Annotated in this window: 23 protein-coding genes, 4 pseudogenes and 1 riboswitch; of the genes and pseudogenes, 13 read left to right on the top strand and 14 right to left on the bottom strand. The window is 62.1% G+C overall.

The window, feature by feature from the left end:
* Positions 1-47: 47 nt before the first annotated feature.
* Positions 48-706 (bottom strand): annotated as a pseudogene (locus ACQI46_RS02055) (ATP-binding protein).
* The gene (locus tag ACQI46_RS02050) at positions 707-937 is read right to left on the bottom strand and encodes an IS3 family transposase (RefSeq protein ID WP_427092777.1); all 231 of its coding nucleotides are present in this window, start codon (positions 935-937) and stop codon (positions 707-709) included.
* A 148-nt stretch (positions 938-1,085) separates the two neighbouring features.
* Between ACQI46_RS02050 and istA the strand changes: the two are divergent.
* A pseudogene (istA, locus tag ACQI46_RS02045) lies at positions 1,086-2,364 on the top strand (IS21 family transposase).
* Between the two features lie 20 nt (positions 2,365-2,384).
* A pseudogene (gene istB / locus ACQI46_RS02040) lies at positions 2,385-3,162 on the top strand (IS21-like element helper ATPase IstB).
* Between the two features lie 40 nt (positions 3,163-3,202).
* On the opposite strand, the gene ACQI46_RS02035 reads toward istB, so the two are convergent.
* The 6 genes and pseudogenes from ACQI46_RS02035 to ACQI46_RS02010 all read right to left on the bottom strand — a co-directional run bounded on the left by ACQI46_RS02035 (position 3,203) and on the right by ACQI46_RS02010 (position 9,889).
* Positions 3,203-3,427, bottom strand: coding sequence for a DDE-type integrase/transposase/recombinase (locus ACQI46_RS02035; protein WP_427092776.1), 225 nt, complete (start codon positions 3,425-3,427; stop codon positions 3,203-3,205).
* A 161-nt stretch (positions 3,428-3,588) separates the two neighbouring features.
* A pseudogene (locus tag ACQI46_RS02030) lies at positions 3,589-3,870 on the bottom strand (hypothetical protein); the annotation flags it as partial.
* The gene (locus ACQI46_RS02025) at positions 3,806-4,111 is read right to left on the bottom strand and encodes a transposase (protein ID WP_427092265.1); all 306 of its coding nucleotides are present in this window, start codon (positions 4,109-4,111) and stop codon (positions 3,806-3,808) included. The gene ACQI46_RS02025 and the pseudogene ACQI46_RS02030, both read right to left, overlap by 65 nt.
* Before the next feature lie 200 nt (positions 4,112-4,311).
* On the bottom strand, positions 4,312-7,239 hold the full coding sequence (locus tag ACQI46_RS02020) for a DEAD/DEAH box helicase family protein (protein ID WP_427092264.1): 2,928 nt from the start codon (positions 7,237-7,239) through the stop codon (positions 4,312-4,314).
* On the bottom strand, positions 7,236-8,894 hold the full coding sequence (locus ACQI46_RS02015; RefSeq protein WP_427092263.1) for a DNA methyltransferase: 1,659 nt from the start codon (positions 8,892-8,894) through the stop codon (positions 7,236-7,238). The genes ACQI46_RS02020 and ACQI46_RS02015 overlap by 4 nt, the downstream gene beginning before the upstream one ends.
* 371 nt (positions 8,895-9,265) lie before the next feature.
* A complete protein-coding gene (locus ACQI46_RS02010; RefSeq protein ID WP_427092262.1) occupies positions 9,266-9,889 on the bottom strand; it encodes an SLATT domain-containing protein in 624 nt (207 codons plus the stop codon).
* Positions 9,890-10,072: 183 nt separating this feature from the next.
* On the opposite strand from ACQI46_RS02010, the gene ACQI46_RS02005 reads away from it, so the two are divergent.
* The 4 genes from ACQI46_RS02005 to ACQI46_RS01990 all read left to right on the top strand — a co-directional run bounded on the left by ACQI46_RS02005 (position 10,073) and on the right by ACQI46_RS01990 (position 13,213).
* Complete coding sequence (locus ACQI46_RS02005) at positions 10,073-10,312, top strand: NrtR DNA-binding winged helix domain-containing protein (RefSeq protein WP_427092775.1); 240 nt, start codon at positions 10,073-10,075, stop codon at positions 10,310-10,312.
* Positions 10,313-10,925: 613 nt separating this feature from the next.
* A riboswitch (SAM riboswitch) is annotated at positions 10,926-11,038 on the bottom strand.
* 157 nt (positions 11,039-11,195) lie between these two features.
* Positions 11,196-12,200: a metallophosphoesterase gene (locus ACQI46_RS02000; protein WP_427092261.1), complete on the top strand. Its 1,005-nt coding sequence runs from the start codon at positions 11,196-11,198 to the stop codon at positions 12,198-12,200.
* Positions 12,201-12,378: 178 nt separating this feature from the next.
* Positions 12,379-12,594, top strand: a complete 216-nt coding sequence (locus ACQI46_RS01995) for an EspA/EspE family type VII secretion system effector (RefSeq protein ID WP_427092260.1) — start codon at positions 12,379-12,381, stop codon at positions 12,592-12,594.
* A gap of 313 nt (positions 12,595-12,907) precedes the next feature.
* Entirely contained in the window at positions 12,908-13,213 is a 306-nt protein-coding gene (locus tag ACQI46_RS01990) for a hypothetical protein (protein ID WP_427092259.1), read from the top strand.
* A gap of 43 nt (positions 13,214-13,256) precedes the next feature.
* Here the strand turns inward: ACQI46_RS01990 and ACQI46_RS01985 are convergent, their stop codons facing one another.
* From ACQI46_RS01985 to ACQI46_RS01970, 4 genes are all read right to left on the bottom strand, one after another.
* Entirely contained in the window at positions 13,257-13,556 is a 300-nt protein-coding gene (locus tag ACQI46_RS01985) for a colicin immunity domain-containing protein (protein ID WP_427092258.1), read from the bottom strand.
* Between the two features lie 435 nt (positions 13,557-13,991).
* Positions 13,992-14,363 carry a hypothetical protein gene (locus ACQI46_RS01980; RefSeq protein ID WP_427092257.1) on the bottom strand — a complete coding sequence of 124 codons (372 nt, stop codon included), beginning with the start codon at positions 14,361-14,363 and terminating at the stop codon, positions 13,992-13,994.
* Positions 14,360-14,746: a DUF6188 family protein gene (locus tag ACQI46_RS01975; RefSeq protein ID WP_427092256.1), complete on the bottom strand. Its 387-nt coding sequence runs from the start codon at positions 14,744-14,746 to the stop codon at positions 14,360-14,362. The genes ACQI46_RS01980 and ACQI46_RS01975 overlap by 4 nt, the downstream gene beginning before the upstream one ends.
* The gene (locus tag ACQI46_RS01970; RefSeq protein ID WP_427092255.1) at positions 14,737-14,994 is read right to left on the bottom strand and encodes a hypothetical protein; all 258 of its coding nucleotides are present in this window, start codon (positions 14,992-14,994) and stop codon (positions 14,737-14,739) included. Before ACQI46_RS01970 ends, ACQI46_RS01975 begins: the two co-directional genes overlap by 10 nt.
* Before the next feature lie 483 nt (positions 14,995-15,477).
* Between ACQI46_RS01970 and ACQI46_RS01965 the strand changes: the two genes are divergently transcribed.
* Complete coding sequence (locus tag ACQI46_RS01965; protein ID WP_427092254.1) at positions 15,478-17,088, top strand: VanW family protein; 1,611 nt, start codon at positions 15,478-15,480, stop codon at positions 17,086-17,088.
* A 284-nt stretch (positions 17,089-17,372) separates the two neighbouring features.
* On the opposite strand, the gene ACQI46_RS01960 is transcribed toward ACQI46_RS01965, so the two are convergent.
* Complete coding sequence (locus ACQI46_RS01960) at positions 17,373-17,513, bottom strand: hypothetical protein (protein WP_427092253.1); 141 nt, start codon at positions 17,511-17,513, stop codon at positions 17,373-17,375.
* A gap of 382 nt (positions 17,514-17,895) precedes the next feature.
* Positions 17,896-18,900, bottom strand: a complete 1,005-nt coding sequence (locus tag ACQI46_RS01955; RefSeq protein WP_427092252.1) for a LacI family DNA-binding transcriptional regulator — start codon at positions 18,898-18,900, stop codon at positions 17,896-17,898.
* A 192-nt stretch (positions 18,901-19,092) separates the two neighbouring features.
* On the opposite strand from ACQI46_RS01955, the gene ACQI46_RS01950 reads away from it, so the two are divergent.
* The 6 genes from ACQI46_RS01950 (at position 19,093) to ACQI46_RS01925 (ending at position 25,439) form a co-directional block, all read left to right on the top strand.
* Positions 19,093-20,076 carry an asparaginase gene (locus tag ACQI46_RS01950; RefSeq protein ID WP_427092251.1) on the top strand — a complete coding sequence of 328 codons (984 nt, stop codon included), beginning with the start codon at positions 19,093-19,095 and terminating at the stop codon, positions 20,074-20,076.
* Positions 20,077-20,136: 60 nt separating this feature from the next.
* Positions 20,137-21,018, top strand: a complete 882-nt coding sequence (locus tag ACQI46_RS01945; protein ID WP_427092250.1) for a polysaccharide deacetylase family protein — start codon at positions 20,137-20,139, stop codon at positions 21,016-21,018.
* Positions 21,019-21,044: 26 nt separating this feature from the next.
* Positions 21,045-22,256 (top strand): maleate cis-trans isomerase family protein, encoded by a 1,212-nt coding sequence (locus tag ACQI46_RS01940; protein ID WP_427092249.1) that lies wholly within the window; start codon positions 21,045-21,047, stop codon positions 22,254-22,256.
* A gap of 65 nt (positions 22,257-22,321) precedes the next feature.
* Entirely contained in the window at positions 22,322-23,626 is a 1,305-nt protein-coding gene (locus tag ACQI46_RS01935) for an MFS transporter (RefSeq protein WP_427092248.1), read from the top strand.
* Positions 23,623-24,468 (top strand): sugar phosphate isomerase/epimerase family protein, encoded by an 846-nt coding sequence (locus ACQI46_RS01930; RefSeq protein ID WP_427092247.1) that lies wholly within the window; start codon positions 23,623-23,625, stop codon positions 24,466-24,468. Before ACQI46_RS01935 ends, ACQI46_RS01930 begins: the two co-directional genes overlap by 4 nt.
* Positions 24,465-25,439: a hydroxyacid dehydrogenase gene (locus ACQI46_RS01925; protein ID WP_427092246.1), complete on the top strand. Its 975-nt coding sequence runs from the start codon at positions 24,465-24,467 to the stop codon at positions 25,437-25,439. Before ACQI46_RS01930 ends, ACQI46_RS01925 begins: the two co-directional genes overlap by 4 nt.
* The last annotated feature ends 22 nt before the right edge of the window (positions 25,440-25,461 follow it).

Below are 25,461 nucleotides of genomic sequence, written 5' to 3'. Positions count from 1 at the left end.
TGCTCGGGCCATGCTGAGCAGAGAGTAACGGGCAGTGTGGAGCGTTGTCAGGCGGTGGCGGGTCCGGGTCGTTTCCGGGGCCGATAGGACGGGCCGTCCATCAGGACTTGGTGGCTGGTGTTGATCAGTCGGTCGAGCAGCGATTCAGCGACGACCGGGTTGGGGAACAGCGGATACCAGTCCTTCGTGGCCCGGTTGCTGGTCAGGATCAGCGGTTTGCCCGCGATGGCTCGATCGGAGACGAGATCGTAGAGATCATCGCTTTGGGTGGGGGTGTGCTCGCGCATTGCGAAATCGTCGACGATCAGCACGAGTGGGCGGGTGTATTCGCGCATGCGTTGGCCGATGGTGCGGTCGGCGTGGCCACCGGCCAGATCGGCGAGCATGCGGGAGCATTTGACGAAGCGGATGTCGCCGCCTTGGCGAGCGACTTGATGTCCAAGTGCTTGTGCCACATGGGTTTTCCTACCCCGACCGGGCCGTAGAGGATTACCGACTCGCCGGCATCGAGCCATCGTAGCGCGGCCAGGTCGCGCAGCATCACCGCCGGGAGCTTCGGGCTGACGGTGAAGTCGAAGTCGTCGAAGGTGTTGTTCTGTTCGAAGCGGGCGCGGCGGACCCGCCGAGCCAGAGCGGCTGATTCCCGGCGGCCGACCTCGCCTTCGCAGAGCACCTGGCGTGTTCCCAGTGAATGAGTCCAACTCATCTATACCCGCCGTTTCGAGCCGTGGTCATGCGAGTTGAGGGATTGAATAGGCGGACGTCCAGAGTGTCTCAAACACTCTGCGGGGCTGATGTTACCGAGGTAGCTGTGGCGGCGCTCTGCGTTGTAGAAGTTGTCGATGTAATCAGCCATGGCCGCGGTCAACTCGATGGTGGTCGCCCATCTACGGGTGTTGAGCAGCTCGACCTGCAGCCGTGCCCAGAACGACTCCATGGCGGCGTTGTCGTAGCAGTCGCCCACGGTGCCGAATGAGCCGAGCAGCCCCCACCGCCGCAAGTTCTCTCCGAAGCTTGTCGGCGTTGGGTGAACACTGACCCCTAATCGTCGGCCGAATTTGGACCCCTCGGTTGATTCTGAGGATGTGATGGCAGTGGAGGATTGGGCTGAGATCCGCCGGTTGCACCGGTCGGAGGGGATGCCGATCAAGGTGATCGCCCGGGTGCTGGGCGTGGGCCGCAATACCGTGCGGCGAGCGCTGGCCGCCGAGGGGCCGCCGAAGTATCAGCGGCCGAGGACGGGCTCGAAGGTCGACGCGGTTGAGCCACAGATCCGGGAGTTGTTGCAGGGGGTATTCGCGGATGCCGGCCACGGTGATCGCCGAGCGGATCGGCTGGGCGTACGGGATCACGATCCTCAAGGACCGGATCCGGGAGTTGCGTCCGCTGTATCTGCCACCGGATCCGTCGGGGCGCACGCAGTATCTGGCCGGGGAGCTGGCCCAGTGTGATCTGTGGTTCCCGCCAGTAGACATCCTTGGGTTATGGCCAGACCGGTCGGCCTCCGGTGTTGGTAATGGTCACGGGGTACTCGCGGGTGATTACCGCGATGATGCTGCTGAGCCGCCAGTCTCCGGATCTGTTGTGTGGCCATTGGGAACTGCTGCGTGGATGGGGTGTGGTTCCTCGGGCTTTGGTGTGGGACAACGAATCTGCAATCGGTAAGTGGCGGGCCGGCAAGCCGGAGCTGACCACGGCGATGAACGGCTCCCGCGGGGTGCTGGGCATCAAGGTGGTGCTGTGCCGACCTGCGGATCCCGAGGCCAAGGGTCTGGTCGAGCGGGCCAACGGGTACCTGGAGACCTCGTTTCTGCCGGGTCGGTCGTTTAGCTCACCGACCGACTTCAACGAACAACTAACCACGTGGTTAGTGGTCGCCAACGCGCGGACCCATCGCAGTCTGGGGTGCCGGCCAACCGATCGATGGGCCGCCGATTCGGCAGCGATGGTGGCGTTGCCACCAGCACCGCCGGCGGTTGGCTGGACGACCACGGTGCGGCTGGGCAGGGACCACTACGTGCGGTTGGCTGGACGACCACGGTGCGGCTGGGCAGGGACCACTACGTGCGGTTGGACGCCAACGACTACTCGGTGCATCCCTCGGTGATTGGCCGCAAGGTCACCGTCACCGCCGACCTGCATACGGTGCTCATCCATTGCGACGCGGTCCTCGTCGGCGAGCACCAGCGTTGTTGGGCATCGCACCAAACGATCAGCGATCCCACCCACGTCACCGCCGCGGCACGGTTGCGCACTCAGCGCTGGCTGGCCACCGCGACACCGCCGGATGACAGCGGAGTGGACTATCGGGACCTAGCCGATTACGACTGCATTCTCGGTCTCGATGGCGAGGTCGCGTCGTGACTGCCAAGCGCACCGCGGCAATGAGCCGCGACGTCGGCGCGGAGTTGGCGTTTTTGACCCGTACCCTCAAGGCGCCCTCGCTGGCTGATGCGATTCCCAGATTAGCCGAGCGGGCCCGCGCTGAGACTTGGACACACGAGGAGTTCTTGGCGGCGTGTCTGCAACGCGAAGTCGCCGCTCGCGAGGCTCACGGCGGTGAGGGCCGCATCGGGGCAGCACGATTCCCGGCTCGAAAGGCATTGGAAGATTCGACTTCGACTATCAACGCTCACTCAATCGCGAGCAGATCGCCCACCTGGGCACATTGGACTTCATCGCCGCTAAGCAAAACGTCATCTTCCTCGGACCACCGGGCACGGGAAAAACCCACCTACCATCGGGTTGGGCATCCGGGCATGCCAGGCCGGCCACCGCGTCGCGTTCGCCACCGCAGCCCAATGGGTCGACCGCCTCGCTGCTGCCCACCACGGTGACCGACTCCAAGAAGAGCTCATCAAACTCGGTCGCGTCCCACTGCTGATCATCGACGAAGTCGGCTACATCCCATTCGAAGCCGAGGCGGCCAATCTGTTCTTCCAACTCATCTCCGCCCGCTACGAGCGCGCCAGTCTGATCGTCACCTCCGACAAGCCCTTCGGCCGATGGGGCGAAGTCTTCGGAGACGACGTCGTGGCCGCCGCCATGATCGACCGCCTCGTCCACCACGCCGACGTCCTCTCCATGAAAGGAGACAGCTACCGACTCAAAGACCGAGACCTCGGCCGCGTCCCCGCGGCCACAACCACCAAACAAACCTAGAACGGGGGTCCACTTTCAACCGACGAAAAGGGGTCCAGATTCACCCGACGTTGACAATGCTCCAGGAGGTGAATTGGCTGCCGTGATCGGTATGGAGGACCGTTGGGCCACTGCGATTTCTGTTGGTCACGGCCATGTTGACCGCGTTGTTGCCCAAAGTGGTGTCGGCGGTGGTCGAGAAGGTGCGATCGACAATGATCCGAGAGAAGCAGTCCAGGATCGCACAACAGTAGACCTTTCCATCGCGCGCGGGATGTTCGGTGATGTCGGTGCACGCAATTCGTTGGGCCTCGTGGCGGCGAACCTCCGATTGACGAGGTCAACGGGGGTGTCAACACCAATCAGGTTCGGTTTTCGCCGCCCAAGACGCGGCAGCCCGTACAGACCCCGCTCCGACATGATGGAGTGCACAAGCTTGTGATTGACGTTCATCTCGTAGTCGGCCAGCAGCGCAGCGCGGACCCGTTTGCGTCCGTAGGTGCCGCGGGAACGTCGGTGGATCTCCGTGATCGTATCGGCGACGATCACGCGCCGTACCTCGCGATCAGGGATGGCTCGCCGCCGGTGGTACTGCAGCAGCGATCGGGCTAATCCGGTTATCCGACAGGCTGATCGAGCGGAATGCCCTCGCGCGATCAGTCCTTCAGCGATCGCGCGTCGGCGTTTTTGGGGGCACCACCGCCTGCTCGTCAAACAACTCGCACGCATCGCGGGTAAATGCCAACTCGGCCTCCAGTTGCGCGATGCGCCTGTGGGCGGCAGCCAGCTCGTCGGCCTCCACGCTGGGGATGCCCTCGATGACTCCCGCGTCGATTAGCGCCTGCCGCTTCCACCGAAACAGCGTCGCCTGGCAGATTCCGGTCTCGGCAGTCACCGGCGTCACTGCTTCACCTGAGCGCAGCCGCGCAACGGTTTGCCGGCGCACCGACGATGAATACTGACGGGGCATGTGACCTCCCGATGATCACTCTGCCCTCACCTCTCGCAACAGTGGACCAACAACACGGGTATAGATCTGGTGGACTCAGTATCAGGGACTCGCCACTGTTTGACTTGTGCATTCAAGTCAGCGTGGTGCGACGTGGGAAATGAGAGGGCTTGCGCAACGTGCTGACCACTGTCAGGTCGTGCGGCGAATCCCTTGAGTGCTTAGAAGAAACTCGATTGAGTGGGCTCTTCGGGACGCCGCAAGCGAGCCATTTCTAGAGCCTCGGAGGCGCGCATACCCTTCGATTCCCAACTCTTAACGAAGTCTTCGCCGAGGAGCACATAGGACCAAGACACGTCCATCCGAAGGTGTTCGGGAAGGGTATTGATTTGTTCGACCCAGGCGAGCGCCGCACGCTGTTTACGACGAACGTTTTCGTCCGATAGAAACGCCTGCGCCTTGGTCTCGACTACGAAGATGACATCCTCGGTGCGAACGATGAAGTCTGGGGAGTACTGCGCGGGCATCCCGTCCGCTTTCAGGTAGGGACGGCGCATGAAGTCATGCCGATGTTCGTGGATCTTGCAGAACGCCTCGACCTTCGTGTCGCTGTCGACCCATTTGATGAACCGGCGCTCAAGCCCACCCTTGTTCGTTGGTATCGGCAACTTCGGATAGATGCATTTCCTCACCGGCTCACACGACGTCGAACGGACCGGGATCGTCTTCACCTCAGAGAAAAGAACGTGTCGGACCTCAGCTTCGGCGGCAGTCACCGACTCTTGAAGTTCAGTAAGTTTAGTGGCGAATACGGCGGCGATGTGTTGCGCTACGTCGTCGACCATGAGAACTCGCCAGTTCTCTTCGGCGTGTACATCAAAAGTCTTCCCGAACAATTGATTCCGAATATAAGTGTCCAACCAGCCAGCTAGCAGTGGCCGGTGGGCCTGCAAGATCGGATAATGCGCGGCTTGTTTGAACTTTGCTGCACTTTTCGTGAGATTCGCCCCGAGCGCGTGCGTGATCCGGTTCGTCATCCGGGACAAGAAATCGTTGTAGCCGGTCGCCGTTAGAATACCGCCGTCCACACGGTAGTCGCCGTATTGAGTACCGGTTTGCTGGTCGTGAGAGGCGAATTGATCACCCTTGCCGATCTGTCGGATTAAAAAATCGAGCGGATACTTGCAAGGCGGCAACGTGTTCGGGTCGAGGCTCGGTGCCTTCAGTTCTTCGTCGGCTTCGCGGAGCATGATCGGGATTTCGAAGTCGAAAGCTTGGTATCCGGGTTTCAGATCGACACTTTCGAGGTCGCCGCGGGGGTTCTTGTGGTCGGCTTTCTCGTCGACGGTAGCGACGAGACCTTCCGCGATTAGCTCGTCGTAGAACGCCTCAAACGCCGGATGCTCAACGATGAACAACACGTCGAAGTAGTTGTTCGGTTCAAGTCCGTCCTTGACCCGCTGCCGCGTTTCGGCTTTCATTTCGTCGATTGTGTCATCGCCTCGCCACATCAACCGCAGACCACGACCAATAGTCTGCTCTAACAGAATCGGGGCTCTTGAGCTTCGGAGAGGGACAATCACACAGATGTTGGATACATCGAATCCTTCGCGCAGCATCAACACAGACACGATGATCCGAGGCGTTCTGTGCCGGTCCACGTCAAACAGTCGTTCGCGGATTGGTTCCCAATTCGCTTGAGAAAGCTCGGATTTCCGTCCGGAGTCGACCCGTAGCACCTCGTCTGCCCCCAATCCTGATGCGATCAGGAACTCTTCGACGACAGGCGTGACGTTCGTGTCCTCACAGATCACCAACATCTTTGGGTGCTTATCTGGATCGGACTTTGCGAACTGGTTCTCTAAGATTCGGAGCTTCGCCAGCCCGGCCTGCAACATCACTCGCTGCCCTTGCGATAGACCGGTGACCTTCCCTGTGTCGTCACGCTCGGCTCTGAAGTCCAACGGAAGAGCCGCCACTTCCTTGCGCTTGTCTAAGGCGAGCGACTTTACGAGCCCGCGTCGCATCGCCGACGCGAGATTGAAATCAACAACGATGTGCGGGAACCACTGACGGTTCCGTTTTTTCCCCGCTCCAACCTCGTTGTACGGGGTGGCGGAGAAGTCGACCTGGATGAAGTTCGGCCCCTTTGTTGCGGCGATCTCCAACAGACTCTTTTGCCATTCCACATCGGTCAGTTCGCCAGCAGAGCGAACCTCGTGAATGTGATGAGCCTCGTCGTTCATCACCATCAGATCCGGAAGGTCCACCAGAAACTGCAGCGGTCCGCCTCGCGCGAAACGACGATCTAGTACATCAAGCGCATTCCCGGTCGATGTACCTGGGGTGAGCGGGAATAAGCTCTCGACAGCGGCTTTTGGATCGATGTCTTGGCCGGGCGCATCAACGTCGTCACCGGCCTCATCGTCGAGGAAGTTTTCGTCCTCTACGCCTGCGAGCAGATGCCAATTTGTGATCGCGACCAATCCGCCGCCAGTCACCTTCCGGCCAATGTCAGTCTTTGTGACGACCGACGACTGGAGGAATCCGAAGATGCTGTTCCGATAGTTTTCGGGGATGAACAATGTCTGCTGCTGGTATATGTCGCTGGTAGTGAAGTCCCGTGTGCCGCCGATCGTTTTGCCTTGGAACGAGTCCAGCAGGCGGTCGTAAACGATCAGACCTGGCGCAACGAGTAGGAAGTTGTTCGTGAAACGATGGTCGTTGGGGTTGGCCTTCTTATTGAGGTATTGCCACACCAGGAGCGCGTTTAGCACCCAAGTCTTGCCGGTGCCCGTCGCCATCTTCGCTGCATACTTCGGATGCTTGTGGCGGTCACGGGTGACCTCGCCCAGCACGCCGCCTTCTAGCATCGCCTCGGCCGCTACAGCCTGGTACAGGTCGGACAGTGTGCGGGCAGCCAGGACCTCGTGAGCGTAAATGATGTGCAGGATTGCTGCGCGCTGCCCTTCATGAAAATTTAGGTCGCGAACATCGCAATAGTCCTGCTGAAACCAGTACCGCAGCAATTCAGCCGTTACCGGGGTCACTTGCCCGAGCAGCTCGGGCTCAAGGCCGTCTACAAGGTCTGAAACCTGCGGTCCAATCAGTTTCGCCAGGCCCTCGGCAAGCGGAAATGTCGCGCTCATGCGAGCGCAACGTTCTCAACGACGACCTCGGACTCGAACCCGAATACGTCGACCGCCCGAACGCAGACAGTCCGCGGACCGTCCTTGAACGGCAGTTCTAGCTGAGCGGACGTGACCACACGCAACGGGTCGCCATCGTTGTCCGTGTTGCCACGATAGTCCTGCCACGCGGATCGAAAGAGTTCACCGTCATAGTCTGGGTCCACGGCCCAATATTCAATCAGCGAAAGAGGTTCCGCATTCATCACCTTTTGTAGATAACCACGATTCTTCTCGTCCAAGTTGATCGCGTCTGGCGACAGCAAAATGTAGTTCTCCAGAGTGACCTTCAACTGCTCGGCCTCCGCGTTACGCGTCCGCGACGAAACCGACGCTTGCAGATATTGCAAGCTTGAGAAGCGAATTGCACCCGCAAGCTTCTCAACGCCTCTCTTCTTTAGTCGGTCTAACAAGTCGGGGGGGATGACTAGGACTTCGAGTTTGTTGTCTCCCAGCGCCGCGATGTCCTGCCCTATGCCGGCTGAAAAGTTCCAGCCCAGAACGATGACCTTGTCGAAGCCCCCGAGCTTGCCGTCTCGGAAGCCCTGGGCCTTCCGCAAAGTCGAAATGGTTGTCAGTTTCGACGGACTATCTACCAACACAAGTGTTTTCGTGTGGGGCAACCTGCCCAAGCTGCTGTTCACATTTTCTTCGGGTGGCAGAGGAAGTGCCCCGAAGAGCTCTAATACAACCTTTGCCAGGTCTCCTATGCGGAACTTCCGACCGAGCGTCGAGCGGGCTTGTTCGATCTGGTAATCGCCAATTGCCTGGTAGACAAACGGGCGAGCCTCAATATCGATCAGGCGTTTGCGAATAACCATTATTGATGCTTTACCCAGATCAGAGGTGACCCATCGTCGCCCATTAGCTTCTGCTACGGCCGCGACGATGCCCGAGCCGCCAAAAAAGTCGGCAACGATCGAATCGTTGTCCGAGCCTCCTCTAATGATCCGCTCAATGAGCGGCCAAGGCTTTTCTGTTGCGTAACCCACTCGCTTCTTACCGTCTACTGGATAGCGCCCCGCGATCGCCATAGTCCACCAGTCTTCAGGAATTTTTCCCGAAGCAAGCTCGTAGCCCTCAACTAAGAATCCTGACCCTGCAAGGCCCTGTTTGAAGTTCCCCCGCGTTTTCTCGCTATGTGTTTCACGAATCGCATCGACATTGAAGATCCATGAGTCGGTCTTCGAATACCAGAAGATTGTGTCGTGTTTGCGATTGTACTGACGCATGCCAGGGCTTCCAGGGCCGAAGTATGTCCACACGATTTCGTTTCGTAAGTTCTGTTTTCCAAAAATCTCGTCTAGAACGAGTTTGACATAGTGCCCGACGTGCCAATCAAGGTGAACGTAAATAGACCCCCGGTCAGTTAGCAACTCGCGTGCCAATACTATTCGCGGCACGATCATTGCTAAGTAAGAGGCCGTACCTTCCGACCAAGTGTCGGAATACGAGAACTGCTCGAACACGGTCGGCTTTTGTTCAATAGTCACACCAGGCAACGTCACCTTCGAACGATAGTCGGCTTTGGAATCGAAGGGCGGGTCGATATATATCAGATCGATTTTGCCACGCAGGCTCGGATGGTCGTCGTCGCCCGCGAGCAGTGCAGCCATGGCTAAGAGGTTGTCACCGTAGACCAGCCGATTCAGCTGATTCGAGGGTGACCCCGACGACGTGGACCCCGGCGGCGTAGCGAATAGGTCAGTGGCGGCGGTGTCCTTAGCCGGAATTACGAGCTCTCGGGTTTGGAGAGTGACACGGTTCGCGCCGTCCAGCTGATCCAATATCTGGGCCGCTTGCCGTTTACCTGCCGTGACAATGGCTGGCAGCTGTTCCAGCAGTGACTTACTCACGAGTCGCTTGTTCCCCTCGGACGGACCTTGTTCTCGTAGCCGACCGTACCCGTCAGCTAGTAGGTGACTGCACAAGGGAGGAGGCCGACACGGCTGTCGGGACCCCGCGCGCAATCGGGCGTGAGCCACAACTAGTTTGTGGACTCCGGCTCGGGCGTTGAGGTCTTTTCCGGTATGCCCTCACGTCCGAGGGACTCAAGGGCGCTCGCGAAGACTGCCATGTCGGTCTCAATGGCCTCTTCACACCTTTCCACGAACCGTTCAAATGCTAGATCTTCTTCGTCGTGCCTCAGGTCCGTGAGGAGACGTCGACGGGCATCGCTTAGGCGTCGAGCGGACGAGTGGTGTGCGGTTGCCAGCCGACCGTCCTGAAGCACTTGCTGAATCCCTTGAGAAGCTGCGGTGACAGCTCCTAACAGAGCAGCGATCCAACCTGGTAGATCCGCTGAGATCACAACAGGCACTGCGGCGGCCGAGACAATTGATAGTGAGACGAAAGCTAGGTATCTGACGCGAATGCGCGCGGCTAGCTGACTATGACGAACAATCGCGTCGTCCACGATGCCCAGATACCTAGAGTCGTAAGCGTTCGCAAGGTCAATTGGCTTCGGCGGCTTCCTAGCGGCACTGCCGAAGTCGCCGTCCATCTCCTCCTCTTCTTCTTCGTTTAGAAGCAAGAGCCGAAGAATGAACAAAAAGCCTAGGAAGCGCAGCCATCGCCCAAAGACGCCACGCAGCCGTACGACGAGTTGCATGAGCGAATAATCGCACCTCTCGGACGATGGTCCGCTCAGACGTGCGATGACGACGCAGAAATATTCTGGGATCGCCCCGGACACCTGCCGGTGTAGCGGGTCACCAAGCCGGTGCAAGTACGTCTCGAAACTAACCCCGCCCTACGTACGTGAACGCAGCGTCAATGCCCTTGCTACGACCACCTGACATCCGCACCCGCGCCGTCGATCACTTGCGAGCCTCGCTATGTCGACAACCCGACCCGTATCGGCTACTGCTGGTTCACCATCCGCGAGCTGCGATTCGCGCATGAACAGGTCGCCGGACGGCCGCTGCAACGGGACTGGTTCCGCCGCGTCATGGAGCCCCAACTCATAGCGACCGGCACCGTCACCAGCCGGGGACGTGGCCGGCGCGCGGAGCTTTTCCGGCGCCCCGGCTGACCGGTCACTCGCGACCGGTCAGCCGGGCGAACGCGTCGCGCGACGCATCCCGGCTGGGCGGGTGCGCGTCCTGCCACACCCGTAGCGGAACGTCGGCCAGTGGATCGAAACACGCTGCGAGCCGAGGGTATTCGAGCCGCCGCCACTCCCGCAGACGATCATCGCCAGGCGCGAAGCCGTTAAGCCGTGCGAGTTGCTGCTCCTGAACGTCAGGGTCGGCGTTGAGTCGGACCCACGCCGGTCATCAGGCTATGCCTGCCGAGCATGAATGGCGTGAACCCCCACGCCTTGGAGGCCGTGCTATTAACGGACCGGCAATCCTCGCATGCCAGCCATGACCACCGCGACCGACCGCCGGTAGTCGCCCGGAAGCAGATGATGCACAGGTCGAAGTCCCGGGACACGACAGCCCACTTGCGATCCCACTTCACCGGGAAATCCTCGCAGCGGCACGACTGCCACAGCAACGACGTCCCTCGGCGTATGGGACCGCGGATACCGCCACACGGGATGTGCACCGAAAGCTCGGTAAGGCGATGGCGCAGTGCTGCATCAATTGCACTGAATGGATCCTCTGTCATCGCTCGCCGCTCTGGCGACACCACCCGCGGGTGCCCACCGCTTGCACGCCGGCGCGTGCCCGCTCTTCCCCTGGGGCACCGTGCGGTGGTCGCGCGGTTGCCGGGACGACGGGCCAGGTACCCGAACGGCCGTCCGCTCGTGAGCTGCCATCAGGATAACCCGCAGCGGCGACATGTCGGTGGGTGTTGCTATCTTGAGGATGTCTCCCGCGCGACGGGAAATCACCCTCCTCGACTTCTGGCGGATGCTCCGCCGACCCAAAGTTTCGACGACGCCGCAAGGCGATAGAAAGGGGGACCCCATGTCCGCACACCTCGAGACTCCCGGCTACGACGTCATCGGTGACGTCCACGGCTGCGGCACCGAGTTGATCGAGCTGCTCGACGCACTCGGGTATACGCCGAGCGGACCGAACGGCGCATACCGCCACGCGACCCGTACGGCCGTGTTCGTCGGCGACCTGATCGACCGCGGCCCGCAACAGCTGCAGGTGCTCCAGACCGTCGAAGCCATGATCGAAGCCGGCAGCGCCCGAATGGTGTTGGGTAATCACGAGTTCAACGCCATGGCGTACGCCACCGAGTGGCCCGACGGCTCCGGCAAGTACCTCCGGCCGCACGGCGACTCGACCGAGCGGTCCAAGAAAAACGAAGATCAGCACGCGGCCTTTCTCGAGCAGCTGAGCGAGGAGCAACGGAAGCACTACCTGGAGTGGTTCAAAACCCAGCCGCTGTGGCTCGATCTCGGGGACATCCGCATCGTGCACGCCTGCTGGCACGAGAAGTCCATCGCGCTGCTGCGGCGAGAGCTCGGCGGCGACCGCATCGTCTCGACCGAACATCTGGTGCGGGCCTCCGACCCGGACGATCCCGTCTACACCGCTGTGGAGACCCTGCTGAAGGGGCCGGAGATCAGCCTCGTCGACCACGGGCAGAAGCCCTACCTCGACAAGGACGGCCACCTCCGGAACCGGGCCCGCCTGAGCTGGTGGAAAGCCGACGCGACGACCTTGCGTGGCCTCGCGGAGATCGGTGGAAACTTCACTACCGAAGATGAACAGCCCTATCCGGACCTCCCCGACCTCGAGCTGGCGGCCGAGCATCGCTCGTACGTCTACTCCCACGAGGTGCCCGTGTTCTACGGCCACTACTGGCGATCTGGGCAGCCGAGCCACCTACTGGACTGGACGGACTACACCGCCTGCGTCGACTTCAGCGCCGTGAAGTCTGGATCGCTGGTCGCCTACCGCTGGTCGGGGGAGAAGCGGATCAAGCCGGAGAACTACTTCACTGCGGCCCGGGCGTAGCCGGCATCTGGCCAATCGGCGTACACAACCCCTGGCAGCCAGACGAATCCGGTTTGGCCGCAGGATGTTCGGGAGACGACCGATCCAAGGCGCATGGGGATAGCCGCACACGAGGAACCATTCAGCCGGCGCTGAATTGGTGAACAAGCCGCTCTCAAAAGGCCCATAAACTGAATCGGTGAGCGCGCTCGACGGTTTCCTGACGACGTGGTCCAGGGCGCGTGCGGCTTTCGGGTCGGGAGAACCTCAGCCCGGTCAGCAGTTCGACCGGAGCATCGCGCAGCTACAGGAGTTGCACGCAGCGGTCCAGGCCGCCGTCCCCGGCGACCAATGGTCAGGGTCCGCGCGGCCGGATCTCCGGGCGTTGCTCACTTCTGAAAGGCGAACGCCATGACGACATTGAACCGCCTCCGCGGTTTGGATTCCCGCACTTGGTGCGTCGCCACCTGGCTAGCCCCTCTGGTCACCCAACTGATCCTCGCGCTCGTCATCGTCACTGCGTGGCTATTCGGCAGATGGGTGGCCGGATCCGACGCAGTCCCTCTCATGTTTGTCAGTCTCGCGGCCGTCCTCCCTGTCTGCGCCGTGACCGCACGCGTTCTCGCCCGATCAGTGACGGCGCACGCACAGGGTGCCGCAGTGAGCGTTGTGGGGGCGTACGCGGTCGTCCTCGTCGGTGTAGCGGCCTACGCACTCTGGATGCTTCGATGACGAACCAGTCTGAACGACAAGCTCTCAAGCCGGGGTACAGCCCCGTCACATTTCTGTCTGCGCTCGTCAACATCCTCGTCGTCGAGTTCGCACTCTGGACAGTTCTTCCGTGGTTCCTGCTGACGATCTACGTTCTGCCCCTGTTGTTGATTGATCTCGTGGTAGCGGGCGTGCTGAACTCGCGGCCGGGAACAGCGGGACAGATCGGCCGCGGTTTGCTGATTGGTCTGATCGCCGCTCCGCTGACTCTGGTTGTGTTCGTTCCGGGACTCTGGCTCGCGCAGGGCCTGGGTCTCATCTGACGGTGACCGACGACCACCTGGGTGTGAGCTGGATCGATCAGCCTTATTGAAACCCTATGTCTCTCAGTGCGCGTCTGGCGCGCAGCGCGCATTCGAGTAGCCGCTCGTCGTCGATGTCGGCTGGGTCGGTCCGAAGGTTCGGATCGACGACGTGAGCGTCGGCGTCTTCGAACAATTCCTGCAGGATCGGATAGACAGGCTTTCCGAGTGTGCGTCGCTCAGCCTTGAATGCCTTGAGGAACCTTTCTGCGAATGCCGCAGCGGATATCGCTCGATCGATGAAGCTGTCGATCAAGTCGAGGTATACCGATATGTCGGGTAGGCGTCGTTCTTCGGATTCCATCAAAGTGTTCCTCGCTGGCGAAAGTCTGTGACCTGTTGGAGCGCCGTATGTTTCAACTACTACCGGGCGTTCTGCTGTACGGCACTACATCCACCTCGTCGCGCCAGGGCCATCTGGTTGGAGGTTCGTCACCGACCCAGGCGTACTCCAAACCCGATACCTGGCCGTCGGTGATCCAGACGAGGATTTCTCCGCGATAGTCGTCGCCAACTGACACGAAGGCGCGCGCAGGGAAGGGCACATTCGGCAGAGGTACAGGAGCAGACCGATCAGACCCCTTGATTTCGAGAACCCAAGGCGCCGAAGCGGAAACCAACGCGCCGTCGAGAGGACTTAGCAGTGCATCGGCAGTAGGAATCCCTGCGGCAGAGACGATGACACGCACGAGATCCGCCTGGTCTGCGGTGATTGGACCCCAATCCCGAGACGTCAACGTCATCCCTCCAGTTCGACGTACGGCGCGGCTCCCTGCACGCGGACACGACCCCAATCGCCCTCCGCGACAAACCAATCAACAGCCCGGCCCAGCACATCGATATTGCCGAGATCCTTCTCGCCTGCCGCATCGGTGAAGTAGCGATCAGATCTGGCGATCCACTCGATCCGCTCGACGTCCGGAAACACAAGGCTTGCAGGTGCATAGCAGTACTGCTCATCCTGCCGTGGCTCACGGTACGCCGGGCTCTCAGGAGTCAGGACCGCATCGAGGGTGAAAATGAGGCGGCCAGGTAACTCGGAAATCCCGAGAACATAGCTGTCCTCGAGATAGACGCCAGCGAGGCCCGGGAACTTCGCGTACTCGATCACTCTGAACCTGCGCTCCAGGTCACCAGCTCTCCGCCCGGAGTGCACACCACGAGCGCTCCACCGGGACCCGACACATTCCAGGCTTCGTACGCAGGGTCCGGTGGTACCTCGATTCGTGTGCCGTCACGAAAGCAGACCACCAGCGACCCCGTGCTGTCCGCGAAGGCCTCGTCGATCATCTGCGCCGTCAGTTGCCGCACCGGCCAAAAAGCCGCCTCGGCGTCTTCGTCCGGTACCAACCTCGTGGTCCGGCCGTGGGCGCTGATCGTGAACGGTGACTCGATCACGAGGAAGTGACCCTGAGACAACCGCAGTACGACCGTGTACTCAATGAGCACCGACTGCACCAACAGTCCATTGATTCCCAACTCCGTTAGGGCCATTCAGCGATTCTCGCCGCGTTGAAGCGCGCCAGCACAGCGCTTACCGCCAGACCGTACTTTGTGGGCTCCCAGTCGTCGCCCATATTGGCCGTCAGTTCGTCACCCAGTGCATTGACGATTTCGTCGGCGTCCAGACGAGACACCGCGCTCCCATACCGAAGGCGCTCATAAAGGCGAGGATTGCGCCGAGCCACTATGTCGAGAAGGAGACTCGACTGCTTGTCGTCGAGACCGAAGATCTGATCCACACGTCCCCCTTCTCCTCGGTCATGAAGTAACTAGGGCCGCCGCTCAGGCGATTGTTCGATGACTCGAGCATATTTCCCCAGCGGTCACCCGCTGGTCAGAAGTTTCGCCGGACGCCGCGAGCCGAAATGTTCGCAGGCCCCCAACACCTGCTGGGTGCCCGCCCACGCCGGCTAATCCGCGGCTCTACCGACGCCATCGCTGAGCTGTGGTGCACGGCGATACAGCCAAGCGTGGGCAACGCGGCTAAGTCAGAAGTTTCCCTGGATGGATACGCTGGATCGCGGCGTGCTGGTTGACGCCGAGACAAATCGGGCGGTGAAGCCTGTGAGGTGCGAGGAACGAAGTCGATGCCGGTCGAAAGCCACATCCCCGGAACGCCCGGCGGCAAGGCTCAGCCCCGGGTCATCCCCGGAACACCGCCATCCACCTCACGTAGGCGGTCCAGGCGTCTGTGGTTCCTTCTCTCCGTCCCCCTCGCCCTTGTGGCGGTCTATCTCGGGGATGTCCTCCTCAGCTCGGACAGGGTGCCGCGAGGCGTCACCGCAGCCGGCGTCCCGATCGGCGGCCTGACACTGACCGACGCCGAGGCCCGCCTGCGCACCGACATCGCCGCGCGCGCCAATCGGCCGATCCCTGTCACCGCCGGCCCCGAGCGGAGCGAGATCGATCCGACGGCGGCAGGGCTGACCGTCGACTGGCGCGCCACGGTGCAGCAGGCCGGCGCCCAGCCGTTGAACCCGGTCACCCGCATCGCGTCGCTGTTCACCGCCCGCGAGATCGGTGTGGTCTCCACCGCCGACGACATCGCCCTGACCGCCGCCCTCGAGCGGCTCGGCGCAACCGTCGCCCAGGATCCCGTCGAGGGCACCGTGCGCTTCGAAGGCAGCGATCCCGTCGCCGTCAATCCGCAGAGTGGCCGCCGACTCGATGTCGATGCCGCCGCCGACCTACTCAGGAGCAACTGGGCCGACGGCGCCGTCATCGACCTCCCTGTCGTCGAATTAGAGCCTCAGACAACGGCTTCCGATGTCCAGACCGCCATCGATGACGTCGCCAAACCGGCGGTCTCCGCGCCACTGGTGATCACCGGTGACGACGATTCCCGTGCCGTCATCGGCGAGGACGTGATCGCCGCCGCACTGGCTTTCGACGTCGAGGACGGCGACATCGTGGCGACCGTCAACGCAGCCGTCATCGCGGACGCCGCGCGGCCCCAACTCGTCGCCTCGGAGACGCCGCTGCGTGAAGCCACCATCGACTTCACCGTGTCGCCGCCGGCGAAAGTGCCGTCGCAGGACGGTCACCGTATCGATTACGACGAGACACTGACCGGTCTGCTCGACGTGCTGACCGACGCCGGCGACCGAGAGATCGCGGCGGTCTACGTGGACGAGCCCGCGACGTTCACCACCGAGGACATCAATGCGCTGGGTCCCGTCGAGGTCATCGGCGAATTCCAGACCTCCGGGTTCTCCCGCGACTCAGGAATGAACATCAAACGCGCCGCCGCAGCCATCGACGGCATCGTCGTCGCGCCGGGGGAGACGTTCAGCCTCAACGGCGCCACCAACCCCCGTACCGCGGCGAACGGCTACGTCGAAGCCGGCATCATCATGCACGGCAGGCCAGACCGCGGCGTCGGGGGCGGCGTGTCCCAGGTGGCCACCACACTGTTCAACGCGGCGTACTTCGCCGGCATGGAACTCGTTGAGCACCAAGAGCACAGCTACTACATCAGCCGGTATCCGGCGGGTCGGGAGGCCACCGTGTCCGGCAACGACATCGATGTCAAGTTCCGCAACGATGGGCCGACGCCGGTGCAGATCCAGACCACCTGGACGCCGAGCACGGTGAGCGTTCAGGTGGTTGGGATCAAACGCTACGAGGTGTCGTCCGCGCAAAGCCCGCGATCGAAGCCCACCAGTCCACGAACCATCACCATCCCCGACGGCGAATCATGCAGCGCCAGCAGCGGCGCACCGGGATTCACCATCACCGACACACGCACGCTGCATGACATCACCACCGGAGAGACGCGCTCGGAGTCGCACACCGTGCGCTACGACCCGATTCCGATCGTGGTGTGCGGGTGATGACCGATGGGGAAACTGACATTGCCGACACGGTACGAACGCTCCCGCCGCCAGGCTGAGGACGTCGATGTTGGCGAGCTCGGTCTTATCGTCCGCGTCCTGTGTCAGGGCGTGAGATCGGTTCACGGCGAACCACGTTCGGGAAGTCGGCAACGGTGTTAACCAACGACCCGCGACAAGGTCGAGCGCTTCCACAGGACGACGCTAGCCTGCACGCCGCGGTCCGAACTATGTGGAGGTAACGGTGATGAGGCCGGCCCACCCCTGACGATCAGGTGGAAACCTCACCGCGCTACCTCCCGAAGGGTCACGCGCCCGTCGTCAATGGTCAGCTCCAGCAAGGTCGACCCGTCGGCGCTGTCCACGGTGACGTGATGGTGATCGAGCCCTCGCCGGCGCGACAGCGACACCACCATGTCGGCCAACGCTTTCCGTCCGGAAGCATCGAGAGACGCGCCCGGGCCACTGGGTCCAGGAGAAACGCGCACGGGCAGTTCCGAGTGGCTGGCCGCGGTCAATGTGAGCTCTAACCGGTCGATGAGCGGGTCGAGCGAGGGAAACAGTTCGCGGGCCCCCTGAGGAGAGCTCAGTACGTAGCCTAGTCCGAATGCGTTGGGCGCCACGCGAAGCTGCCGAGGGTTTCCGGTCTCGCTCAGCGTCCGTGTGATCGCTTCAGCTAGTTCACGACGGTCGGAGAGCCCACTGCCGAGCACTCGGCTCTCCCAGGGGGCCGAGCTTATTCCGGTTCCACAAGCGCCACACACGTCGGTTACTTTCGTAGGTAGGAATGTTCTTTGAGCGCTTTGGTCAACCCGAGGCGCGGACGATGAGTTCGGGTTTGAGCAACACGGATTCAGGGCGTTCACCGTCCATGAGCGCAACGAGAAGCTCAAGCCCTCTGCGGCCCATTTCATGCATCGGGGAACGCACAGTCGTCAACGGGACCAACAGTTCTGCCGCGAGCGGTGTGTCGTTGTAACCGATCAATGCCACGTCGTCGGGCACCCTCAGCCCGTGATCGCGCAGAGCGCCGAAGGCGCCAATAGCGGCGAAATCGTTGGCGGCAAAGATGGCATCTGGATACGGACCGCGCGCAAGGAGTTTTTCGGCGGCTCTGCGGCCTCCGGCCGCGTCGAAGCCGCCCCACATCACACGGTCGTCAGGGACCTCGAGACCTGCTTCGGCGAACACGCCCCGTGCTCCTGCCGTACGCTCGCGTGCTGTCGAGGCGAACGGAAGCCCTGCGAGGATCCCGAGCCGTCGCCGTCCCGAGTTGATCAGATGTTCGCCGATCAGCCTTCCGCCATGCAGATCATCAGTGGTGGCGGAGAGGTGGCCCGGGATCCGGCGGTTCACCAGAGCGAATTGGACTCCGCGGTCACGCAATTCATCGAGGAACGTGTCGTCGCAGTGCGCGTCGCCGAAGATGAGGCCGTCGACCCGGCGCCCCAGCATCATTTCGGTTCGATCGACCTGGGCAGCGCGATCGTCCAAAGAGTTGGTGACGAAGGTCGAGATGCCGTTCTCGATCGCAGCTTCCTCGATGCCCTCGTAGATCGTTGCCAGCACGAAATCCGCCAAGCGGGGAACCAGAACGCCGACCAGGCTTGAGCGCGCGGTTCGCAGGCTCGCGGCGTGCGGATTGGGCCGGTATCCGCGGTGCTGTGCGGTGACGCGTATGCGCTCGACAGTCTTGGCGCTTGCCCATCGTTGCGCGTCGTCTCCTGAGGCGTTGAGAACGCGAGAGACGGTGGAAACATCGACCCCGAGCTCATTGGCGATCATCCGCAGCGTCACCGGGCGCCCGCTCATTGGTCTTTCCTCTCGCCACATGACGGCTGGCCTCTCATCTCTGAATCAGATGCTAGGCCAACCGTGCATGCCGTGACGCCCTCGCCCAAAATCCATACCCAAACGATTGACCCAATCGTTTGGGTATGGTCTACTTCTTGGCGCGCACCCCATGTGGTGTCGATCACTCTTCGGAAAGCAGGTAGAAGCACCATGTCGAGCCGACCCCTTGTTGTCGTCCTCGCGACTGGCGGAACGATCTCCTCCCGTCGCCGGGGCTCCGGGGAAGTCGTCGCTACCGACGAGGCCAGGGGATTGGCCGGCGATATCGACTGGGGCGGAACCGATGTGAAGTTCCGTGACGTGATGACGATCGGCTCATACCAGTTGCGACTCAGCGACATGGGAAGGATCGTCGACGCCGTCGCGGACGAGTTGGCTCGACCGGAGGTGACCGGCGTGGTGGTCACACACGGCACGGACACGCTCGAAGAGACCGCCATGCTGCTGGACCTGGTCCACGCCGACGACCGACCCGTCGTCTTCACCGGAGCGCAGCGACCAGCAGATTGCACCGACGGCGATGGCCGTCGCAACCTGCGTGATGCGGTATCCGTCGCCGCGGACCCGCACGCGCGTGGTCTTGGTGTACTGGTTTCGTTCGGCGGCGACATCTTTCCGGCGCGAGGTGTCCGAAAGATCCATACGACCGACCTGGCGGCATTCGGTCACCCCGACGGCCGCCTGGGGTCGGTGGTCGACGGGCGGCCCAGGATCAGCAGGTCCCCGCTCCGCCCCAAGCCCCTTACCTGGACGGGCAATGTCGATGCTCGCGTTGACATGGTGCTCGTTTACCCGGGCGCCGAAACGGACCTGCTGACCTCGGCGGCGACAGCAGGAGCCCGCGGAATCGTCTTGGTCGGTACCGGGATCGGGAATGCGCCTGCCGGCTTCTCGCAAGCCGTTGCGGAGCTCACCGGCCAAGGCGTCGTCGTCGCGCTTTCGAGCAGAGTGCAGGCAGGTCCAGTCTTGGGTGTCTACGGTAACGGCGGTGGGGCAGACCTGATCTCGGCCGGTGCTGTTGCGGTATCCGACCTACCGGCCTCACAGGCACGCATCCTTTTGGCGACGCTGCTTTCGGCGCACCCCGATGCAAGCCCAGCGGACGTGCGCACCCAATTCGCCGAACTCATATAAGCAGCATCAATGGTCGACAGCCTCCTCACATTTCGCAACAGATAGGAAGAAGGTTCACCCATGTCCAAGGAAATCTTTGTCGCGTTCGGAATCGACGTCGACGCAGTCGGCGGATGGCTTGGTTCCTACGGCGGTGCCGACTCACCCGGTGACATCTCGCGAGGCGTGTTCGCAGGAGAAGTTGGCGTTCCGCGGATCAACAAGCTCCTGGCGCGCTACGAGCTGCCGTCGACGTGGTTCTGGCCCGGCCACTCGATCGAGACTTTCCCGCAGCAGTTCGACGAGATCGTCGCCGCCGGACATGAAATCGGCGTGCATGGTTACAGCCACGAGAATCCGATCGAGATGAGCCGCCAGCAGGAGAGCGACATCCTGGACCGGTGCATCGAACTCATCGAGGGGCGTGCCGGAAAGCGCCCGACCGGCTATGTCGCCCCCTGGTGGGAGTTCAGCAAGGTCACCAACGAGTTGTTGATCGAGCGGGGTATCTCCTACGACCACTCGCTCATGCACCGCGACTTCGAACCGTACTACGTGCGGGTTGGCGACTCATGGACTCCCATCGACTACGCCAAGCCGGCCGCAGAGTGGATGAAGCCGCTCGAACGTGGCGTCGAAACCGATCTCGTCGAGATCCCGGCAAGCTGGTATCTCGACGACCTCCCTCCCATGATGTTCATCAAAGCCAGTCCGAACAGCCACGGCTTCGTCAACCCGCGGCACATCGAAGAGATGTGGCGCGACCAGTTCGACTGGATCTACCGCGAAGAGGACTACGCGGTATTCACCATCACCATTCACCCGGACGTCTCGGGGCGGCCGCAGGTTCTGCTCATGCTGGAGCGCCTGATCGAGCACATCAACAGCCATGACGGGGTCACCTGGGCCACCTTCGACACCATCGCCGAGGACTTCCGTAAGCGCCGCCCCCGCAAGGCCTGACCGCGATTTCAACGACCGGGACATCGATGGTGGAGCGTCGACGGCCCGCAACGCCGCCTGAAAAGCTGCGGAAGGAAAAGACACCCATGCGTATCGGCATGCTCACGCCGTCCTCCAACACGTGCTTGGAACCGACGACCTACCGACTGCTCGGCAACAGCAGCGACGTTACGGTCCACTTTCAGCGGGTGCCGGTGACCCGGATCTCGCTGGATGGCGACTCGGTGCGCCAATTCAACGAACAGACGATGGTTGCAGCTGCCCGCATGCTTGCGGACGCGACTCCAGACGTCATCGTGTGGAACGGCACCTCAGGGTCGTGGTTGGGTATCGACCACGACCGACAACTATGTCAACAGATCACCGATGCGCTCGGGGTTCCTGCAACCACATCCACCCTCGCAATGCTCGAAGCGTGTCGGGCCTTCGGTGTGAATCGATTGGCTTTGGTCACGCCCTACACGGTCGAGCTGAATGCCCGGATCCGAGAGGTGTACGCCGCCAACGGAATCGAAATCGTCATCGACTCCGCACTCGGCATCGAGGACAACCTCGCGATCGCTCGTGTTCAGCCCGGTGAGGTGGCCGCCGAAGTAGTCCGTGTCGCAGGGGATGCGCATGCCGCAGCTGTCCTGTGCACGAATCTTCATGGGGCCGAAGTTGTGCCAGAACTGGAGGCGCAGTTGGGTATCCCCGTGTTCGATTCAGTCGCAGTAACCCTGTGGCACGCACTCGTCATCGCAGGACATCCACACGCCAGCGAGGGCCAGGGGGCGGTGTTTCGGGACGGATTCGTGCTCGCCGACATGCAGAGATCCTGCGAGGAACTCCTCGAGGGCACGGGATGTGACCGCGCCACCCTGCGGATTGACCTTCCGCGCCACCGATTGGACATCGACCGTCCTGCGGCGGAAGCCCTGCGGCCCGGCGTCCGCCCCATCCGTCGGGAGACATCACTTCGCATGCGCGAACTCGAGACGGTCAAGTGGCTCGATGAGCACCGACGCAATCTGCTACAGCCGCTGTTCGGGCCTCCGCCGGCGCCGCCGGAAGCCTTGGTCGACAAGTACGGCGTGCACGCGCAGTTGTTGGGGCCTGTCGAGCACAACGGGACGCTTGTCGGCTTCTTCTCGGCGCACAGCCGCGAAGAGCGCCCCTGGACCGACGACGATCTCGACGTCATGAACCGGGTTCGGGAACGAACCCAGGCTCTCCTGTCGCATCTCGCGACAACTTGATCCGGCTGTAACCCCGCAGTTCCCAGCACCTTTCAAGCATCTTCCGAATACCCGAGGAACACGAGATGAACGAGCACGAGATTCGGCAACGACTCAACAACCGCGGATGGGGCCCATTCTTCAACAGACTCTGGGTCGCCAGCGGTCTGGGATGGATGGCAGATGCGATGAACATCGCGGCCCTCGGGCTTGTCCTACCGCTCATCCTGTCGGATCTGGGCCTGACCAGAGGTGAGGGCGGCGTCATCGTCAGCGCTACCTTCGTCGGCTTCATGGTCGGTGCCATCTTGACCGGCCGACTCGCCGACATCGTCGGCCGCCGAACCCTGCTGATCGGCAACATCATTCTGTTCAGTACCGCGGCGGTCCTCGCCGGCTTCTCCCAGGACTTCTGGACACTGCTCATTCTCCGCTTCATCCAAGGTGTCGGGATGGGCGGTGAATTCCCCATCATCGGTACCTATCTGAACGAGTTGAGCCCGGCGCGATACCGTGCACGTCTCGTGGCATTCACCTCTGCCTTCTACGCCTATGCCTTCGCGCTCATCCCGCTGATCGGCATGTTCGTCGTGCCGCTTCTCGGCTGGCGCGGGCTGTTCTTCGCCCTGGTGATCCCCGTCATCTTCGCGGTCTGGGCGCGGCGCGCACTGCCCGAGTCACCCGTCTTTCTCGCTCGGCGTGGGCGCACCGAAGAGGCCGAAGCTGCGGTGAAACTCATCGAGGACGGTTCGTCCTATCTCCCGGCCGAGCCGAGCGACCAGGTCCCCGACTCCGGAGGAAAAATCCTCACGGTGCGAACCGGGGTACTCGTCGTGATGTGGATACTGATCTTCTTCGCGCAGTACGGCTTTGCCAGTTGGATCCCGTCGGCCATCAACGAAGAGGTCGGTGCCGACTCATCCAGCTACTTGTTCACCTCGCTCCTGTTCAGCGGAATGGTGGTCGGCTACCTCGGCAGCTCGTGGGTCGGCGGCAAGATGTCACCACGTGCCTTCCTGTACTTCTCGTTCTTGCAGTTCGGCATCTCTCTGGTCCTTTTCGGCATCTCCACACATATCGTCCCGATGATTCTGTTCGGTTGGCTCGCGGCAGCCGGCTACGGCTTCACCACCACCTCGGCTTACGCCTACACGCCGCGACAGTTCGAGACGAACGTCCGGGCATCCGGTTTCGGACTGGTCACCGGTATCGGCAGGGTGGGCGCGATCGTCGGACCGATGGTGGTCGCCGTCCTCAGCCCCGTCGGTAGTCTGGGCGCCTCCTTCGTCGCATTCGGACTGTCGTCGATGTTGGTGGTCGTGATGGTCATCGCGTTGGAACGGAAGCGCGCCGGGACGGCCGTCGTCGCACCGGAAGAGGCAGCCCGATGAGCGACCTGACCCCAGGTGTCGTCACCTACATCCTGTATCCGGAGCTCGTCGACGGCACGGTCGATGAAGCGCGCACAGCGCTGACCGAGCTCGGCAGGTTCGCCACGCTGTCCGTCTGGGAGATCCCTTACCGCACAGACATCTACGACGATGACGTGGTCCGCGGACTCCTCGAAGGGCGCGAGCTGATGCTCGGAACGCAGACGTCGTTCATCAAACGAGGCTGGAACCTCTCCGCTTTAGATGACGAATCCTGGCGGGAGGCAGTCGACCATCTTCGATCTGCCATCGCGCTCGCAGGGGACCTCGGTGCTCCGTGGGTCGCTCTGTGGGCGGGCGAGGACACCGCGAGTGAGCCGGCGTCCGCGTCCCGACTAGTGGAGGCGATCGGGCAGGTGAAGGACCAGGCCGAGCGCGCCGGAGTGCGTCTTCTGCTCGAGGCGTTCCCCACCTGCAGCTTTGGCGGCTCTGTTGTCCCGGACCTGGCTACTGCCGTCGACGTCTGCAAGAAGTCGGGGGGTGCCATCGGGATCATGTTCGACCCTGCCCACCACACGCTCGTCGGGGATACACTCCCGCCTGCGTCATGGGAATGTGTCGACTACGTCCAGCTCGCCTCTGGGGGACTCACGCCCGACGGGAAACCTGTCGACAGCCACCCGTTTTTCGGAGCCGAGAATGCCATCTCGAACTGGAGTGACATGCTCACCCTCACACGCGACGCTCAGCGGCATGGCTACGCGGGCCCGGCCGTGTTCGAAGTCCGCGACGAGTCCGACCGTTTGGCGATGCTCTCTCGGCTCGACGACCTGGGTCGCGAGCTGACGGGGGCGAGCGCATGAATAGTCGCACGGCCTACATTGGGCAGCAGGTTCATCCAGACGCGCTCGAGCTACTCCGCGCCCATGGCGACGTTGTGCTCGGTTACGGTCCGTCCGCCATGTCCATCGAGGATGCGATGCCGGAGATGGACGCGCTGATGCTGCATTGGCAGACGATCGATGCGACGTTCTTCGAACGAGCGCCGCGGTTAAAAGTGATCGCGCGTCACGGCGTCGGTGTGGACAACGTGGACCTCGTCGAGGCCGAGGCGCGTGGCATCCCCGTGCTCATAGCCGCCGAAGCCAACTATCGCTCGGTCGCTGAACAGGCAATCACTCTGATGATGGCAGTCCGCCGTCAGGTCGCGCGCGGACACCTTCTGGTCAGCGGTGGCGGGTTTGCCGAGCGTGACGAAACCTACTTGGGAGAGGAGCTTTTCGGTTCCACACTGGGCGTCATCGGCTTCGGCAGAATCGGACGTCACGTCGCGCACGTCGCCCGCGCGCTCGGAATGCGTGTGCGCGCCTTCGATCCGTTTCTCACCGCCGACGAGATCGAACAACGCGGTGCCGAACCCTCCGCCAACCTGGCGGAGCTGCTTCCAGACTGTGACGTCCTCACCATCAACATTCCCCTTTCGGAGAGCACGCACCACCTCCTGGGCGCTGCGGAGTTCGCGCAGATGAAGCCGGGTTCGGTCCTGATACACACTGCGCGCGGCGGTATCGTGGACGAAGGCGCACTCGTCGAAGCGCTCCAGACCGGCCATCTGGCGGGGGCAGGTCTCGACGTCTTCGAGCAAGAGCCCCCCAGTCCGGAAAACCCGCTGCTGTCGATGAGCCAGGTTGTCCTCTCACCGCATGTCGGCGCCTACACACGAACCGGCGAGCGGCTCATGGGACTCTATGCGGCTCAAGCCATCGTCGATCATTGGAACGGAGTCGACCCGGACGCGACGGGCCGACCATGGGGACGCGCACCTCGTCCGTAACCGGCGTTGCGCTCTTTGGACG

It is taken from the genome of Mycobacterium sp. SMC-4, from assembly GCF_050205565.1.
Classification (GTDB): domain Bacteria; phylum Actinomycetota; class Actinomycetes; order Mycobacteriales; family Mycobacteriaceae; genus Mycobacterium.
Note: the sequence above shows the minus strand (reverse complement) of the source record. Positions and strands in the feature narration are given on the sequence as shown.